Raw genomic sequence first — 16,140 nt, 5'->3', positions numbered from 1 at the left:
TTCTGCTGACCAGATGCGGATGGTCCTCGTGATGAGAATGCATATCCCAGGACTCCCTCAGTTACATGCCTTGCAGTGGCGGCGGTAGTAAACAGGATGCGGCTGTGGGAGTCAAGGGGAAAGAGACCGCAGGGGAAAGAGACTGCAGCGCGCTTTGAGTGGAGCCTGATGCGTCCGTACGTGTTCTGTGTCATAATGACGCGTTACATATTGCGGCTGTGTTGTCTTTTGGGCGGCGGGAGAATTCAGATGGACTCATTGAGAACGCTTCTGCGAGAAGCTGAAGCGATCCGAAAGAAATACTCTGAGGCTCAGGAGGGTGGAGAAAAGGAGCGTCTTCGGGAGAGATACAAACAAATCGATGAGACGATACATAGACTCCAAGCGGTCTCTCCTTCAGTAACGTCAGTCCATTCCATCAAGTCGAACAAGAAACCGCGGAGTGAAGAAGGAATATCGGAATCGGCTGCGGTCGATCTTGTCCAGCTCTGCGAGACTGTAACGCAAGATGGAAGTCTTTCAGATGAGGAAATCGAGCAACTCAGAAGGTGGGTAATTGACCACAGATCGATTGGCAGTCCGCAGATTGCATTTCTGCACGACGTGATTGAAGTTGTTGTGGCTGATGGGAAAATAACTGCAGAAGAGAGGAAACAAGTATACAAGGCTATCGAGCAAGTCCTCCCCGTCGAGCTCCGCAAATATGTCGCGCAGAGGCGAAGAATGGCCGATGCACTGGAAAAAGAACGAGTTCGTGAGGAAAGAGACGCCGAGAGAGAAAAGGCCCGCCTTGCCAAAGAACTTGGAAGTCCTCTCTACGTAATCGATTTCATGGTGGCGGGAGTACGCTATGAAGGTCGGGAACGCGTCGTGAGGCATTATGTTCGCGATGGAGATTGTGTGTATTTGGCGCGCGACAGAAAGAACAAGTTTAGTCCAAATGCGATTGAAGTGAGAACTCAGTTGGGCCTATGCATAGGGTATGTCCCCGAAGAATATGCTGAAGAAGTCGCTCCGGTTTTGGACTTGGGATACCCGCAAAGGGCGTTCGTTAAGAAGATACTAACCGGAGCGAAGGTGCCAATTCCGGTTGTCGTAGCAGAGATATTCAATTTTAATGCCCCCGTGGACAATCTGATCTTGGAGAAGGACATTCCCGCAAAGATCGCCAGAATTCCTAAGCGGGGAGGTTGTTCCTCTTTTGTGCTTCTTGTGACTTTTGCGGCCCTTGCCGTATGGCAACTTCTGCGGTGAACAAGAGCTTCTTCACAAGCCAGAAAATCGTGGTTCAGAGACACCCTATGCGGAAAACAAACTTCGATCTCTATTTGGAAGACGCGTTAAAGAACCCGCTCTTCGCTCGACACTTTCACGAAGCGGATGATGAGTGGAGATCTATGCTCGAAATGCTGAGTGGCGAGACTTGCCAAGACGAAAAGACCCACAACACAAATTCGCCGAGTGAAACCGGACCACGGTCCGATTCCACCCGGCGTTGATTGTTCCAATTACTCCAACACGGCTCCCGTGTTGGCGCTGGTGACCATGCGCTGGTAGCGCTTGAGCCAGCCCGAGAGTTTGCGGTCGGGTGCGGGCCCGGCCTCTTTACGGCGCGCTTCGAGTTCGGCGTCGGAGAGTTTGACGTTCAGTTTCCGCGCGGGGATGTCGATCTCGATGATGTCGCCGCTGCGGATCAGGCCGATGGGCCCGCCGTCGGCTGCTTCGGGGCTGACGTGGCCGATGCACGCGCCGCGCGTGCCGCCGGAGAACCGGCCGTCGGTGATGAGGCTGACCGACTTGCCAAGACCTTTGCCCATGACGGCAGACGTGGGGGAGAGCATCTCACGCATACCGGGACCACCCTTGGGTCCTTCATAACGGATGACTACTACGTGACCTTCCTTCACTTCGCCCAAGAGGATGCCCTTCATCGCGGCCTCTTCGCATTCGTACACGATCGCTTCGCCGGTGTGGCGCAGGATGGCCGGGTCCACACCCGCCTCCTTCACGACAGCGCCCGCGGGTGCGAGGTTGCCGAACAAAATGGCGAGACCGCCGCTCTTGTTGTACGCGTTCTCAAGCGGGCGAATCACTTCAGGGTTCGTAATCTTCGCGCCCTCGATGTTTTCGCCGAGCGTCTTGAGCGTCACGGTCGGGCAATCGAGATGCAGCGCGCCGGGCTTCTTCGAGAGTTCCGCGAGGATCGCGCTGATGCCGCCCGCGGCTTCCACATCTTGAATGTGCCACGAACTGGAGGGCGACACTTTGCAGATGTTCGGTACGCGCGCGGACACTTCGTTGAGGCGTTCCAGCGGATATTCGACGCCTGCCTCGCGCGCGATGGCAAGCGTGTGCAGCACGGTGTTTGTCGAACCGCCCATGGCCATGTCGAGCGCCAGCGCGTTGTCAATGGATTTCAAATTCACGATGTCGCGCGGCTTCAGGCCCGCTTCAATAAGCTTCAACACTTGCTTCGCGGCCTCTTTCACGAGTTCGCGCCGCGTGCCCTGCGTGGCGAGAAGCGTACCGTTGCCGGGGAGCGCAATGCCGAGCGCCTCACACAGGCAATTCATCGAGTTCGCGGTGAACATCCCCGAACATGATCCGCAGGTCGGACACGCATTGCGCTCAAGGTCCTGCAACTGGTCGTCGTTGATTTCGCCCTTCTGATAGGCGCCCACGCCCTCGAACACGCTGATCAGATCGACCGTCTTGCCGTCCTTCGTCTTGCCCGCTTCCATCGGCCCGCCCGAAACGAAGATAGTCGGGATGTTGCAGCGCATCGCACCCATGATCATGCCCGGGACGATCTTGTCGCAATTCGGAATACAGATAAGCCCATCGAACTGATGCGCGTTGACCACCGTCTCTACGCAATCCGCGATGAGTTCCCGCGACGGCAGGCTGTATTTCATGCCGGAATGCCCCATCGCAATACCGTCATCCACGCCAATGGTGTTGAATTCAAAGGGAATGCCGCCCGCCTCGCGCACGGCTTCTTTCGCCATGCGGCCAAGCTCGTCCAGGTGCACGTGCCCGGGAATGATCTCGATGAAACTATTGCAGATGCCGATAAACGGCTTCTTGAAATCTTCCGGCGACTTGATTTGCCCCGTTGCCCACAACAACGAACGGTGCGGCGCCCGCTCAAGACCTACTTTTACTGTATCGCTTCTCATTGATGCTCCCATTTCTTACCGCGGCATTCCGCAGCCGAGTCGAGTTATCCGGGCATTTTACCCCTCCCGGACGGGCCTGTCCACCAAACGGCTATCCCAGAGAATCAACCAGTTCCAGGAATGGTTGCAGGTACTCTTCCGAGGTCTTGTTGGGTTTGGGGGGCCTGATGGGTGGAGCGCTATCGCGTAGAGTGCTCGATTCGGCAAGACGTTTGGCCATGAAGTAGAGCTCCGATCGTATCGTCTCTTCGCCGACGTCACTTTGGGTCAGCTCATCAAGCTCGCGCCAGTACGATTCAATCAAAAAGAGCAGCGCTGGCCAGTCCACCCATCGGATTGAGTTGGGGAGGGGCATAATCACGTTCTTCAATTCCTGCGACGAAAGATAGAACCGCCGTTCACGGCCTACTTTTGACGACTCGACGTAGCCAGAGCATTCGAGGTCAACAAGTGTGTCGTGAATAGTCTTTTGAAAATAGTGCGTTCGTCGAGCGATTTCGCGTGAGTTTCCATGTTGATTTAGAAGGAGGTACAAGACAATTTCGGAGCGCGCATTCACGCCCAGAAGTGCGCGCAGCTTCAACAAGAGTGACCCTGCGGTATCCGGCGAAAATAGGCTACTCATACGTCGCAATTGCACTGGATGTCGCCGAAGACCGTGCGCGAGGAAATCCGGATCGCACTTGCCGCGCAATGGCATTGGCCGTCCGTCTGGCAAGAGAAAGAAGGGTTGCTCTGTTACATGGCTCTCCGGCTCTCGAGTCAGCAGCTTCCACTTCGCATTCGGAACCGCACGAAGTAAGGCGCGCGCAGAAGCACTCATTGCACTACGGACCGCAGGATTGGCGTCTACGAGGATGTTTTTCATGCGCTGCACGTTCACGAATCGGACATGAATAGACAGCCAATCCAACACTTCATCGAACAAACGCGCATCGTAGCGTCCGAAAGCGCACGTGAAGGCAAATAGCGCTTCGGGATCCACGTAACCACCTTTGCCCCGGTGTGTGTGGCCAGCAACGCCAACCGCCGGCCATTGTCCCCAGAGGAAAGCAATTACACCTTCGAGTGCCTGATCTCTAGAGCGCTTCAGCAGCTTTTGCATGGCCGATTTCGTCGAGAAGACGTTTGAGCGTTTCTCGAAACCCTTGCGATACATCGTGTGTCATTGACCAACGCGCAGATGCTTCAAGCTCATCATCCGAAGGGTGCAGCGCGATCAAATCGGCGATGTGATATCCACCTCGGTCTACCGACGCATACAGCTTCAGGTGAATTTGATCGAGCCGGTCTATGAACCCCACCGAGAGGTTCGGGCCAAGCCGTTTCACCTTGAGTCGCTTATCCAGTCCGGTAGGGAGCCCCATCCTGAAGAGCCCGCCATCGCTGCGACTGGGACGGTTGTTCAGCCATTCTTCTGGCAGTCCTAGGATCTCACGCACCTCGTCGGCCGCGGCAAGCAGGGGGGCGGGAAGCGGATCGGGGTCAAGCAACGTTCCGTCTTCTGACATCAATGCGATGATGTCGACATCGCGCGTCGTTCGGGCTATCAGTCCCGTAGCCAGAAGAGATGCTCCTCCGCACACAACCAACCCTACTGGGGAGGCCTGCCTGAGTCGAAGCCGTCCCTCCAGCAATGCGAACGCTTGATCGAGTTTGGAAGCATCGAATTCGGTAATCATACATGTAAACCACTTATTATGAGTGTTTTAAGTATATCATAATTCCGCGTCAATTTCATGCTTCCCGCAGGAATGAGCAGCGGCCGGGCGTGTGACGGGGGTGGAAGTCCTTAAACTACTCGTACTTCCCTGTGTCGATTTCGCGGGTTTGAATTCCGTCCGCGCTTATTCGAACGTGCATGAAGCCAATAGGAGCTTTCCCGGAATTCCAGCAGGCGGACCGCACGTTAAATGCGCGGGTGGAACCGACGACGTATTCGGCGGTGGCTTGATGGAGGTGGCCGAAGAACATGGTCGTCGGCTTCTTCTCGGTCACGAGCGCATTGAACCAACGCGAATCGTTGCGGCTGAGATACATGTTGCGGTCTTTTCCCTCGGGCTCTGGAGGAATGTGTGCGAAGAGAATCTTCTGTGTTTCCGGCATAGAGAGTTCTTGTTCGAGCCATTCGCATTGGCCTGAAGGTCTGATGTTCTCGGAACAGAGTTGACCGACGTGTTCGCCGCCCATGCCCGCGTCGCACATGCTGATGAATCGTACACCCTTGTGAACGAAACTGTAGTAATCGGATTCTTGCCCGTTCACATTGAAATCATCCGGAAACAACGCCCGAAGCGCCTTTCGCTTCATCGGGTCTGACTCATGATTGCCGGGAGTCGCATGAATAGGTATACCCACTTCGGGCAAACGAGGACCAAACGCGTCGACGTGGATATCGCCCAGCAGCAGGATGAAATCCGGCTTGCCTTGCTCTGGCAATTGCTTTATGGCGTCGATGGCGGCGAAGAACTTGTCCAGACCCGTTCCATACTTCTCCAGTCCTTTTGAGGGCGGTTCGCCACAATGGGGGTCGGCAATTGCGCAGAAGCAGAAGGGCTCCTGTCCCGCGGGAACTTCGGCTGCAGACGCGGTTTTCAGGTCGCCCAGAAGCACACCTGCTCCAATTCCCGCCGCTCGAACCAAGAACTGCCGCCTGTCCAGACTATGCATTTCGAGATCTCCAGCCTTCGTCAAAGGGACACCTCAGTTTTCTCGTAACGAAAAAGGCCCGGCGATGCGCCGCCGGGCCTCTCGACTCGTTAATTATGTACCTGAAGACTACGCTTTGCCCAACTCGTCGCGATGCGCCCAGACCTTTTCGAAGGCCTTCACGTACTTCTCGACCAGTTCAGGTTGATCGGAGGTCCAGTAAGGCAGATGGATCGCGGACTTGTTGGCCTCGTCGCAGCCCGGCACGGATCCTTCCGCGGGGAGCACGGGCATGTGTCTCCACCATTGAGATTCATTGAACACCGGATAGGTGTGAAGCAACGTCCACGAGACTTCTGCGACTTCGACGCCTTCCGCTTGCAGCGCCTTGACAGCCGTCGCGCGCGACATGCCCGCGGCCTTCTCATCGATGAACATGGTGTTCTTCGAATAGTACACGCGCTTCATTTCCGGCTTCGCCTGCTGCTCGATAAGCCCCGGAAGCTGGGTAATCCGGTCGTTGAGTTTGCGGATCTGGGCGATGCCTTCGCTATTCATCTTGTCCAGTTTCTCAAGCTGGTGCTTGGCCAGAATCGCGGAAACCGGATGCATCCGCAGCTTGCTGCCGAATGCCGTGCCCTGATACTTGCGATACGCGCTTCCTTCCGGGAAAGACTTCGGAAGGTCATAGTTACCGTACGCGGTGGCCCGCTCGTAATCCGTCTGGTTCTTATAGATGGCTATTCCGCCTTCGATACTCGGCAGCGGTTTGCTCATTTGAAGGCTGAATCCGGCGATGCGGCCCCAATTGCCGATAAGCGTATCGCCGACCTTCGCGCCATGTGCGTGGCTGGCGTCTTCAACGACTTCGAGACCGTGTTCTTTCGCGAATGCGTCGATCGCCACCATGTCGCAGGGCATGCCATACCAATGGACCGGCATGATAGCGCGCGTCCGCGCGGTCAATTTGCGTTTGCAGTCTTCCACGTCGATGTTCAAGGTCTTGGGATCGACATCCACGAAAACCGGCACCAAATCGAAGAACCGCATCGGCACGACCGGGAACCACGTGCTGTAGTCCGCGACCAAGACTTCGCTGCCCGGAGGCAAGTCGAGCGCAAACCACATCGACGTGAGAGCGCTGGTGCCGTTGCAGTGGGCCTTGACGTAGGCGCAGCCGAAATGAGCCTTCCACGCGTCCTCAAACGCGGCAACCGGCGAATAGTCGGGATTCTTCAAGAGCTCGCTGACATCATGAATCTCGGCGTCTCCGTACAGTGGCCACTTGCTGGTGTTTGCCGGAGTGATGTCCACCGCCTTGGGACCGCCATTCAGCGCGAGAGTCTCCACCTTCGCCTGAGCGCTGGCGACCGACTTGGTCTTGGAGGCGCTTGCGAGATAGAGGCTGGCGCCCAAAGCGCCCGCCGTCTTCATGAATCCACGGCGTGTGCTCTTTGATTGAGTGTACTTCTCTGCCATGTCTTATACCCCCCAAATTGAAATTCGGGCTTCCCGGTTCCTAACCCTCAAACTGCATTGCCGTCTCCATGAGGCAACCTGTCCATTCTAGTCACCAACTTGCACGGACGCAACTGAGCAACGATGCAAATTACTCACCTGCAAGGCGTTGAGTCTATGGCACCAGGATATCCCGCTAACACTCTCTGTCGACGGATAACTGCCTCTGTTCTTGTCGCACATCTCCACGATACGTTGGCTACCGGATAGTCTCCTGTATGTTCGCAAGCAATCTAAATATGCCCCGCAGGGATATACTTCAGAAGGCGGATCTCATGCTTGCCTTGATTGGACGATTTCAGTCAGAAGCCGGATTTGTTCCTGTTGGAGGGCCAAAAGCTCTTTCCACTGTTGTTCGCGCATCTCATCGATCTTTCGATGCAGCTCAAGGATCTCAAGTTCCGCCTTGAGATTCACCTCGTAGTCATGCATAGCGTCCATCCGGTCCTTGGCCGCATGCCGGTTCTGCGACATCATGATCAAAGGAGCTTGGATAGCAGCCAGCATCGAAAGCACAAGATTAAGGAGAATATACGGGTAGGGATCGAAGTCTTCGCCGCTCTTGACCAGGATGAACGAGTTCAAAGCAATCCAGGACGTCATTACTACGGCAAAGCCAATGATAAAGGACCAGGAACCCCCAATTGCGGCTACCTGATCGGCGATGCGCTGGCCCAGCGTCAACTGTTCTCCAAATTCCGCAGTCGTATTGCGGCTGATGGGTTTTCTTTCCACGAGCCTGCTGACGACGTTTCGCTCAAGGGACGACAACTCTTCGAGGCCGACATTCAACAATCGGCTCGCAGCGTGCTTTAGAATGTCATTCATAGCGCCTCCCCGGTTGGGTATTGTGTGTAACTCCTTGCAGAAAAAGGTGTTTGTGGCATGCCATATACATCATACGGAGACGGGGGGTCTAAGCCAACTCGTGCCGACTTCTGCTCCGAGCCGCTCTTCTCGTCCTTTTCTCTAGCGCGCGACTGGGGTTTCGATGTAGAGTGGAAGGGTAACACGTCAGACTATCCAAGGGGGAAAAGTCATGAAGACGATGCCATCGCTTTCGGGTTGTATGAGTTGCGGGATCAGTCGAAGGGGGTTCCTTGCCGCGGGCTGTGCGGCGTGCGCCGGTGCAGTTGGCGTGTTGGCCGGAACCAAACCAGTCCGAGCGGCCGAGAACAAGGCGCGATTGAAAGTCGTCTATTCGTTGCACGCGGCCAAGCAGCCGGGACCGGATTGGCCCAATGTAGGGTTCGATTTCGTTCCCGTCATGGACCGCTTCAATGCCGAAATGGCGAAGGGCTGTCCCGAATTCGAGTTTGTTTCCACGCTCGCCACAGGAGAAGAACAGGCTAAGAAGATTCTAGAGGAAGATGCTGCGGCGCCCGTCGCGGGATACATCGTGTTTCAGATGAACGCCTGGAACCGCGTTGTGCAGACGATTGCCACGTCAGGCAAGCCGGTGCTCTACGTCGATTTCCAGTTTGGCGGCAGCGGCGGCCACCTCGTATACATGTCTGCGTTCCTGCGTAACAAGACACCCAACGTAGGCTATGTAGCATCATCCAGAATCGACGACCTTATCGCGGCGGTCAAGTGCTTTAACATTGTGGCGAAGGGCGGCGCTGTCACCGACTTCGTGGCCGCGACTTCGAAAGCCCGCATTGAGGGTACACCCAAACCGGGCGACCTCACGTGCATATCCGATAAACTGGACGTGCTGGACATTGATCGGTGCATCCGGAAGATGAGGAAGTCCAAAATCCTCGCATTACGCGATCAAAAGAGTCAGGTTGCCGAGCCGTTCATGGGGATTCCCGTGCAATACGTAGCGTTCGCCGAACTCAACGAGGCATGGAAGAACGCCAGCAAAGACAAGTCTGCGGAAATCGCCGACCGTTGGCAGAAGTCGGCAAGCGCGGTGGTCGACGTGTCGCGCGAGACGTTGGAAACATCCGCGGCAATGTATCTCGCCGAGAAGGCCCTGTTGAAGAAATACAAAGCGAATGCCATCACGATCAATTGCCTGGGCGGATTCTATGGCGGGCACATCCACGCCTATCCGTGCTTGGGGTTCCATCAGTTGAACAACGAAGGGTTTGTGGGCGGCTGCGAATGCGATATCGCCTCCGCGGCGACCATGACCGCGTTTGGCCTGCTGACGCGTGGACGGCCTGGGTACATTTCCGATCCTGTCATTGACACGTCGAAGCGCCAGATCATCTACGCCCATTGCGTGGCATCCAATAAGGCGTTTGGTCCGCGCGGTCAAGCCAATCCATTTGAGATCTTGACGCACTCCGAAGATCGCCAAGGCGCGTCGGTGCGTTCTGTGATGCCGTTGGGTTACATGACCACCACATTGCAGGTCGCGTCCGGCCGCAAAGAGATTCTCATGCACCAGGGCAAGACCGTGGCGAATGACCCGGATGATCGGGCGTGTCGCACCAAAATTGCCGCGGAGCCCGTCGGTGATTTTGAGAAGCTTTATACGGAATGGGATCGCTGGGGTTGGCATCGCGTGACGTTCTACGGAGACATCAAAGAACCGGTCTACGCCCTGGCCGATGCCTTGGGGTACAAGGTGACGCTGGAAACGTAACGTACCGACATCCGAAGTTTGTACATTTTGAGAGGCTCTTGGTATGTGATTATCAAGAGTCTCTCGTCTGTTTATGGCCTACTTACGTTGTATCTCCAAATCTCTCAACGGTTTGCGCGTTTGAAGGAATCTTGAGGCAGGTCGTCAGTATTCATTGGGTACGGTGCAAAGACCGATACAGAGGAGCCCACAAGATGAACCGCCACATGCACCTTCGAAATGCCAGTGTCGCCATTGCTATGCTTGCGATTGCGTGCACCTCGGCAGTGGCACAGTCGAACTCGCACAAAAAACAAACGATGTCTCCGCAGGAGCGACTCGACTACAACCGGCAGAAGAACGCCGAGCTTAATGAGCGGAATCGCCAAGTGGGCCGCTACAGCCCCTATTTCAGCCGGGAAGCGGCGATGGAGGATTTCGAGCAGAAGCACCGTCCTGCGCCGGCTCCGGTTCCCAATCCCGGACCCTTTCCGCCGCCGCACGGACCTGGACAGCACTGCCATAGCCGCTATTGTTGCTGGATCGAAGGGCACTACGAGAGCTACGAGCGCGTCATCTGGGTGCCCGCGCATTGGGAAGAACGCTACGTTCCGCCCGTCTACGGATACCGTTGGGTTAACGGCATCCAGCGCGTGGTGATGTATCAGCAGGGTTACTACGACCGCGTTTGGGTCCCCGGATACAACACGACCCAACTCGAGAGTGTGTGGGTGCCGGGACATTGGAGCTGCGGATTCTAGCTAGAGACTTCTGATGGCGTATCGCATAGAAAGCGCTGCTGAAGTGTTGAACAGCACGAGCAACAAGCGAGGTGGCTTGCTTCACTCTCCGCAGAGGAGGTGAACCACCTCGTTCGCGATTTCGCTTACGGATCGGTCGTCTGTCCTGACTTGGTAGTCGGCGTATTGCCGGTACAACGGGATGCGGCCCTGGAGGATTTCTTCGACTTCATCCAGAAACGACTTCTTGCCCGTGAGCGATGGCCGGTCGGTTTGGTCTTTCAGGCGTTCCTTGATGGTCTCGATTTCGGCGGTGAGCCAGAAGACGCGGCCCGTAGCCTTGAGCTGTTCCATATTTTCGTGGCGGCGGATTACGCCGCCCCCCGTGTCGATGACGGCATTTTGGAGCATGCTGGCTTCCGTCGCCACGAGCGATTCGAGATCCCAAAAGGTCTCCCAGCCGTAATTGCGTACGATTTCAGGGATGGGCGAACCGGCCCGCTTCACAATCTCTTCGTCCATATGAAAAGCGGTGCGGTTGGTACACATGGCAATCAGGTCTGAGACACTGGATTTGCCGGTGCCTCGGAATCCTATGATGATGGCGTTAGGTTGCTGCATTTCTCTTCCCGGAAATCAGGGACAGACCCGCCTTCGCTACGCTCCGCTTGGGTCAGTCCCGATTTCCTTAGTTAACAATGTGGCAGGGTCGGTAAACCCTGCCACAACACGCGGTCTGTTAAGGAACCACGAAACCGTGGCTCTTTATTCTCGTTTCAAGCTTCTCTTTAGCTTTTTGCCCACAATGCCCGGTAACCGTAATGCATCATGAGTTGGTCAAGCAACACCATTGCCGTGAACGCTTCCGCCACTGGCCACACGCGGGCGACGATGGTCGGATCGCGGCGCGTGACTGCGGCCAGTTCCGCGTTCTCCATCGAAACTTTGTCGATCGTGTGCTGGGGTTTGGCAATCGTTGGCGTCGGCTTGACGATGAGCCGCGCGACGATAGGCTGGCCGGTTGTAAGACCGCCGGTAATTCCGCCCGCGCTGTTGGAGAGGAACTTTGCCTTACCGCCTTCCGCGCGTAGCTGGTCGTTCACTTCCGAACCGCGCAGATCCTTCACCGCGTACCCTGCTCCGATTTCGACGGCTTTGATCGTGCCGATGCTCATCATGCGGCCAAGCTCACCGTCCAATTTGTTGAAGACAGGTTCGCCCAATCCCGCGGGGACTCCCGTCGCGACGATTTCCACCACGCCCGCGCTCGAATCGCCCTCGTTGCGGATGGCGACAATCTTGTCGTACATGGCGTCGGCGGCGTCCAGGTCAGGGCAGTTCAAGAAGGGATGCACGCCGTATTGGGAACGCATGGCGGCTTCGTCGACGGGCGCGGCGTCGGCGCGAATGCGGATGAGCTCTCGCTCAAGCTGCGCCAACACGGCCATCTTTTCAAGGAAGCGCATGTCTTCCTTGAACCGCTGGTCGGTGAAGATCCATTTGTAGATGGGGTCGTTCAGGCGGCGGACTTCCTTGAAAGCGGCGACCTTCGCCTTGGCGACTTCGTGCGAGACTTCGGGCGCGCGAATGCCTGCCGCTTCCTTGACGTATCCAAACACGTCGATTCCCTGATCCTTGAGTATTCTCTTGGCGATGGCACCCGCCGCGACGATAGTCGAGGTATAGCGGCCGCTAAAGAATCCCGCGCCGATGGCGTCGTCCCACTGGCCGTACTTTTGATACGAGGCGTAGGAAGCGTGGCCCGGACGCGGCGTGCGATTCGTGACCTGGTATTGCTCGATGTGCTCGAAATGGCGGTCAAGGTTCGGAATGAGCACAACGAGGGGCGTACCGTTGGTGTAGCCGCCCGTTTCGAATCCGGGCATGGTATCGGCGGCGTTTACACCGCTGTAGATGACCGGAACGTCGGGCTCGCGGCGCGGCGAGGTCAGTTCCCCCTGCCCGGGTTTGCGCGTGAGCAGTTCGCGGTAGATTTCTTCTTCCGTGATGCGAAGTCCGGGTGGGACGCCCTGAATGTGGGCTGTCAATCCTTCCTGATAGGAGCCCCCCGCCACTGCCGTCTGAAACAAGGTTCCGTAGCTGCACCCAAGCATGACTCGACATCCTCCATTCGGTAGTGATCCCATTCCGAAACGCGGTGCGTTTCAGACGACTCTGTTCCTCAACCGGACTGTACCGTCCGTGCACTTCCGCCTAATCCGGTTAACGCGTCGACAAACCCCGGGTAAGTCACAGCCATCGCTTCCGCGCCGTGGATGGTGGTTTCGGCATCCAACTGCGTTCCCGCGATGGCCAGCGACATCACGACGCGATGATCGGCGTGACCGTCCACGTGGCCGCCCTGCAATGCGCTCTGCTTGATGATGAGACCGTCGGGCAACTCTTCGATGTTTGCGCCCAATCGTTGTAGTTCCTGACGCATCACCGCGATGCGATCCGTTTCCTTCAGACGCGCCTGCGGCACGTTGACGAGCCTTGTTTCGCCCCGCGCAAAACACCCCAATACGGCCATCATGGGCAAGGCGTCGGGCGTCGCATTAAGGTCGAACTCGCAACCGATGAGGTCGCCGCCTTCAACCAGAATTCCGTCTGCGTCGATGACCACGCGCGCGCCGAGCCGCCGGACATAATCGAGTACGGCGCGGTCGCCCTGCGTATCGTTCAGGTCCAGTCCCTGCACGCGGACGGCGTTGTTGCCAAGCGCGCCCGCCGCAATAAAGAACGTCGCCGTGGACCAGTCCGCCGGGATGGGCCGATTGACAGGCTGATACCGTTGACCGCCACGGACGTGGTAACGCAGGTCCTTTCCCGGCGTCGTGCCTTCTTGCTCGACCACAATGCCTTGTCTTCGAAGCCAGTCGAGTGTCATCTCGACGTAAGGCCCTTCGTTCAGAAGCGACACGTTAATGGTCGTATCGCCGTCGGCAAGAGGCGCCGCCATCAGAAGGCTGGTGAGATACTGACTCGATACGGCTTCCAAGGTCGTCTCGCCGCCGCGAATACGGCCCTCTACCACCATGGGCGGACAGCCGGTTCCGCGCGTGGACCATGCCTTTGCGCCAAGGTCTGTAAGCGATTTCGCGACGGGTCCACAAGGCCTCCGGCGAATCTGGCCGTCGCCGGTCAAGACGGCGGCCCCTTCGCGAAGCAAGGAGCAAGAGCCCATGGCGATGCGCATCGTGGTGCCGCTGTTGGCGACGTCGATGACGTTGTCGGGCGCCTTGGGCGCGCCGCCAAAACCGTGAACACGCCACTCGTCGGGGTCAGTCTCAATCGTTGCGCCAAGGGCGCGATAGGCCACGATGGAAGCGCGGGCATCCTCCGACTCGAGTGGGCGCTCAATCCGGCTGTCACCTTCGGCCAATGATGCAATCGCGACGGCGCGAATGGTGTGTGATTTGGAGCCGGGAATGACGACACTGCCACGCAACTGCGAGCGTTCGCAGGTTAGGTTTATGTGGCCGGTGTGTTCCACGCTCTGAAACCCCCTTGCAGACTGTTTCCCCCAGGAAAAAAGAAATGATAGCTGGAGCGCGCGGCGGCAGTCAAAAGCCCGGCAATTGGCCCAAAACCCGCTCGCGATGGGTTACTGCAGTCTGTGATTCCACCCTGGTTCGGTGGGGAGTAGCGACTGCACGGCGATTGTCCGGGAGATGCCCGCTTCATCGAGACGCTGGGAGAAGTTCAGTCCCGGCAACCGGTCAAAGCACTCAACCGTGATGCGATAGCGTTCGTCCCTCACTCGCTCTTCTCCGACCACGTTGATGGCATCGTACAACCGCTGGCGTTCCTTGCGCACTTCCGTGAAGAAGTCCTCCCAGAACCGCGCGCCATATTGCCGTTCGCACTGCCACAGAAGGTAGGCATGAATCCGATCGGCCTTGTTTGGCTCAATATCCGAAGGGAACACGTTACCCGCAGCCCGGTACCGCTCGAACGTCTCGGCCTGTACGCGTCGCGTATCATCAAGGCTCTGCCGGAGCACGGGGTTGTCCGCGACCTCCAGGGAAGCTTTCATGCCGATGCTCCACCCGGCCATTTCCCAACCGAAATTGGCCTTTGTGGCATCGACAAAATTATGCGCCATCTCTTCGATGTATCCGGAAACGTGCGGCACGGTACATTTCAGCCATTCTTCCTGTTTCTCTAAGGCTAGGTTTGGATATCCGTACCAGAGCGTACACTCGGAAGTGCTCCCTCTTGCATTGGGGTTACCCTCCGGAAAGTGATAAACGATAATCGTGTAAGTCGTGTCCACCCCGACAATACGGCGAAGCGCATCGTAGGCCCGCGCGAGATAGGGAATGACGATGTTTGCCTCTTTCTCGCGCGTACGCGGCGCAAACAGCCACACGTGATCACTCTTCAGAAGCAAGCCGGGCTCGCCGATGTTCTGACTGTACGATGCCTCATCCTTGAATGGCAGCGAAGGATTCACGGTTTGTGCTTCGCTCACCGAATCCATTGATACCGTATCCTCGTTTCGCGACTCCGATGAGGGCGGCGTGGGAGTCGGAACTACGATTTCGTCCAATTCGGGTATCGAGGTGAGCGCAATCCGCCGAAACTTAAGCCCATCTCCCGATATGCGGCGAAGCACGAGTGTGTTCTCGCCAGCGTTCTGCGGCAGTTCAAAGGTACTCGTCTGGTTGGGGGCGTTGTCCGCACCTTTGACTCTCGTGACTTCTCCAAGCGCATCGCCATTGAACTCAACCGCGAACGATTCATCGCCACTTCCGCCGGGGTTCCACACCACGTGTAACCAGTATTTGCCTGATTGGGGAAGGTCATAGATGAAGGTAACCGCTTTGACTTCGGGGGGACCGTCGATGACGTCACCAAGTCCGGAGGGGCAATACGAATTGGAGTGCCGAAGATCGACCGTGGCCTCGTTATCGCGCAGGTCAATCTTCTCGTTGGTTACGTCCAGTACGCCTTGCTCGTCAATATTCCAGAGCACGGCAGGCAGATTGCCGCCTCTGCCGCAACCGGCTGCGTACAACACGATGAGCACTGAGAGTGCGGCGAATGAAACCTTTCTTGGTCCCATACTTCAGGCCCCCCTGGGTTAGAGACAACTCGGCACGCCCCCCGTGTACTCATTTATTACGCGCCTGAACCTTCGTGGTTCATTGTCGGCTCGGTCCAACGCTCGTAGGATTCTAGTCCTTTTCCCATATATTAGGGTAAAGGCGTTGCACTGAATGCGTCACGACTGAAACGCTGTTGTGGACATGCCTCGCGAAACGAGGGACATGCGGGGTGTGGGAAACAAGAAATGCAGGAGGCCGCCAAAGATCGCGTCGCGGCCTCCTGCGCAGTGATAGTGGCTATTTCTTCGATCGCTTTTCGCGCTCTGCAATTCCCCATTCGATTGCTTGAGCATAGGGATCCGTGTCGGGTTGGGCCATAATGGGGGACTTGAGCGAACCCGTTTCCAGTATCGTTTTCAAGC

At 56.8% G+C, this 16,140-nt stretch carries 13 protein-coding genes; 3 read left to right on the top strand and 10 right to left on the bottom strand.

All coding sequences use genetic code 11. From position 1 onward, the window contains the following. The first annotated feature begins 249 nt into the window (after window positions 1-249). Entirely contained in the window at window positions 250-1,254 is a 1,005-nt protein-coding gene (locus K1Y02_18935; protein MBX7258446.1) for an HIRAN domain-containing protein, read from the top strand. A gap of 254 nt (window positions 1,255-1,508) precedes the next feature. Here K1Y02_18935 and ilvD read toward each other — a convergent pair whose 3' ends face one another. From ilvD to K1Y02_18905, 6 genes are all read right to left on the bottom strand, one after another. After that, window positions 1,509-3,179 (bottom strand): dihydroxy-acid dehydratase, encoded by a 1,671-nt coding sequence (ilvD, locus tag K1Y02_18930; GenBank protein MBX7258445.1) that lies wholly within the window; start codon window positions 3,177-3,179, stop codon window positions 1,509-1,511. Window positions 3,180-3,270: 91 nt separating this feature from the next. Beyond that, window positions 3,271-4,284: a helix-turn-helix domain-containing protein gene (locus tag K1Y02_18925; protein ID MBX7258444.1), complete on the bottom strand. Its 1,014-nt coding sequence runs from the start codon at window positions 4,282-4,284 to the stop codon at window positions 3,271-3,273. Then, window positions 4,259-4,861, bottom strand: coding sequence for a hypothetical protein (locus K1Y02_18920; GenBank protein ID MBX7258443.1), 603 nt, complete (start codon window positions 4,859-4,861; stop codon window positions 4,259-4,261). Before K1Y02_18920 ends, K1Y02_18925 begins: the two co-directional genes overlap by 26 nt. 115 nt (window positions 4,862-4,976) lie before the next feature. Beyond that, window positions 4,977-5,849, bottom strand: a complete 873-nt coding sequence (locus tag K1Y02_18915; protein ID MBX7258442.1) for a metallophosphoesterase — start codon at window positions 5,847-5,849, stop codon at window positions 4,977-4,979. Window positions 5,850-5,957: 108 nt separating this feature from the next. Continuing rightward, a complete protein-coding gene (locus K1Y02_18910) occupies window positions 5,958-7,307 on the bottom strand; it encodes a DegT/DnrJ/EryC1/StrS family aminotransferase (protein ID MBX7258441.1) in 1,350 nt (449 codons plus the stop codon). 312 nt (window positions 7,308-7,619) lie between these two features. Next, window positions 7,620-8,174 (bottom strand): DUF1003 domain-containing protein, encoded by a 555-nt coding sequence (locus tag K1Y02_18905; protein MBX7258440.1) that lies wholly within the window; start codon window positions 8,172-8,174, stop codon window positions 7,620-7,622. Window positions 8,175-8,385: 211 nt separating this feature from the next. On the opposite strand from K1Y02_18905, the gene K1Y02_18900 reads away from it, so the two are divergent. Both K1Y02_18900 and K1Y02_18895 read left to right on the top strand, forming a co-directional pair. Next, window positions 8,386-9,945: a hypothetical protein gene (locus tag K1Y02_18900; protein ID MBX7258439.1), complete on the top strand. Its 1,560-nt coding sequence runs from the start codon at window positions 8,386-8,388 to the stop codon at window positions 9,943-9,945. A gap of 194 nt (window positions 9,946-10,139) precedes the next feature. Continuing rightward, window positions 10,140-10,685 carry a hypothetical protein gene (locus K1Y02_18895; GenBank protein MBX7258438.1) on the top strand — a complete coding sequence of 182 codons (546 nt, stop codon included), beginning with the start codon at window positions 10,140-10,142 and terminating at the stop codon, window positions 10,683-10,685. An 81-nt stretch (window positions 10,686-10,766) separates the two neighbouring features. Here K1Y02_18895 and K1Y02_18890 read toward each other — a convergent pair whose 3' ends face one another. The 4 genes from K1Y02_18890 to K1Y02_18875 form a co-directional block, all read right to left on the bottom strand. Continuing rightward, window positions 10,767-11,285, bottom strand: a complete 519-nt coding sequence (locus K1Y02_18890; protein MBX7258437.1) for a shikimate kinase — start codon at window positions 11,283-11,285, stop codon at window positions 10,767-10,769. Between the two features lie 167 nt (window positions 11,286-11,452). Next, the gene (locus K1Y02_18885) at window positions 11,453-12,778 is read right to left on the bottom strand and encodes a chorismate synthase (protein ID MBX7258436.1); all 1,326 of its coding nucleotides are present in this window, start codon (window positions 12,776-12,778) and stop codon (window positions 11,453-11,455) included. A 68-nt stretch (window positions 12,779-12,846) separates the two neighbouring features. Then, window positions 12,847-14,142: a 3-phosphoshikimate 1-carboxyvinyltransferase gene (gene aroA, locus K1Y02_18880; GenBank protein ID MBX7258435.1), complete on the bottom strand. Its 1,296-nt coding sequence runs from the start codon at window positions 14,140-14,142 to the stop codon at window positions 12,847-12,849. A gap of 129 nt (window positions 14,143-14,271) precedes the next feature. Further along, window positions 14,272-15,735: a hypothetical protein gene (locus tag K1Y02_18875; GenBank protein ID MBX7258434.1), complete on the bottom strand. Its 1,464-nt coding sequence runs from the start codon at window positions 15,733-15,735 to the stop codon at window positions 14,272-14,274. Window positions 15,736-16,140: the final 405 nt, after the last annotated feature.

This window comes from Candidatus Hydrogenedentota bacterium, assembly GCA_019695095.1.
Classification (GTDB): Bacteria; Hydrogenedentota; Hydrogenedentia; order Hydrogenedentales; family SLHB01; genus JAIBAQ01.
Note: the sequence above shows the minus strand (reverse complement) of the source record. Positions and strands in the feature narration are given on the sequence as shown.

Excerpts from the sequence above, each read along its gene's own strand:
- K1Y02_18910 (MBX7258441.1), bottom strand. The coding sequence starts at position 7,307 with ATGGCAGAGAAGTACACTCAATCAAAGAGCACACGCCGTGGATTCATG.
- K1Y02_18885 (MBX7258436.1), bottom strand. The coding sequence starts at position 12,778 with ATGCTTGGGTGCAGCTACGGAACCTTGTTTCAGACGGCAGTGGCGGGG.
- K1Y02_18925 (MBX7258444.1), bottom strand. The coding sequence starts at position 4,284 with ATGCAAAAGCTGCTGAAGCGCTCTAGAGATCAGGCACTCGAAGGTGTA.
- K1Y02_18875 (MBX7258434.1), bottom strand. The coding sequence starts at position 15,735 with ATGGGACCAAGAAAGGTTTCATTCGCCGCACTCTCAGTGCTCATCGTG.
- K1Y02_18890 (MBX7258437.1), bottom strand. The coding sequence starts at position 11,285 with ATGCAGCAACCTAACGCCATCATCATAGGATTCCGAGGCACCGGCAAA.
- K1Y02_18915 (MBX7258442.1), bottom strand. The coding sequence starts at position 5,849 with ATGCATAGTCTGGACAGGCGGCAGTTCTTGGTTCGAGCGGCGGGAATT.
- ilvD (MBX7258445.1), bottom strand. The coding sequence starts at position 3,179 with ATGAGAAGCGATACAGTAAAAGTAGGTCTTGAGCGGGCGCCGCACCGT.
- K1Y02_18920 (MBX7258443.1), bottom strand. The coding sequence starts at position 4,861 with ATGATTACCGAATTCGATGCTTCCAAACTCGATCAAGCGTTCGCATTG.
- K1Y02_18900 (MBX7258439.1), top strand. The coding sequence starts at position 8,386 with ATGAAGACGATGCCATCGCTTTCGGGTTGTATGAGTTGCGGGATCAGT.
- K1Y02_18935 (MBX7258446.1), top strand. The coding sequence starts at position 250 with ATGGACTCATTGAGAACGCTTCTGCGAGAAGCTGAAGCGATCCGAAAG.
- K1Y02_18895 (MBX7258438.1), top strand. The coding sequence starts at position 10,140 with ATGAACCGCCACATGCACCTTCGAAATGCCAGTGTCGCCATTGCTATG.
- K1Y02_18905 (MBX7258440.1), bottom strand. The coding sequence starts at position 8,174 with ATGAATGACATTCTAAAGCACGCTGCGAGCCGATTGTTGAATGTCGGC.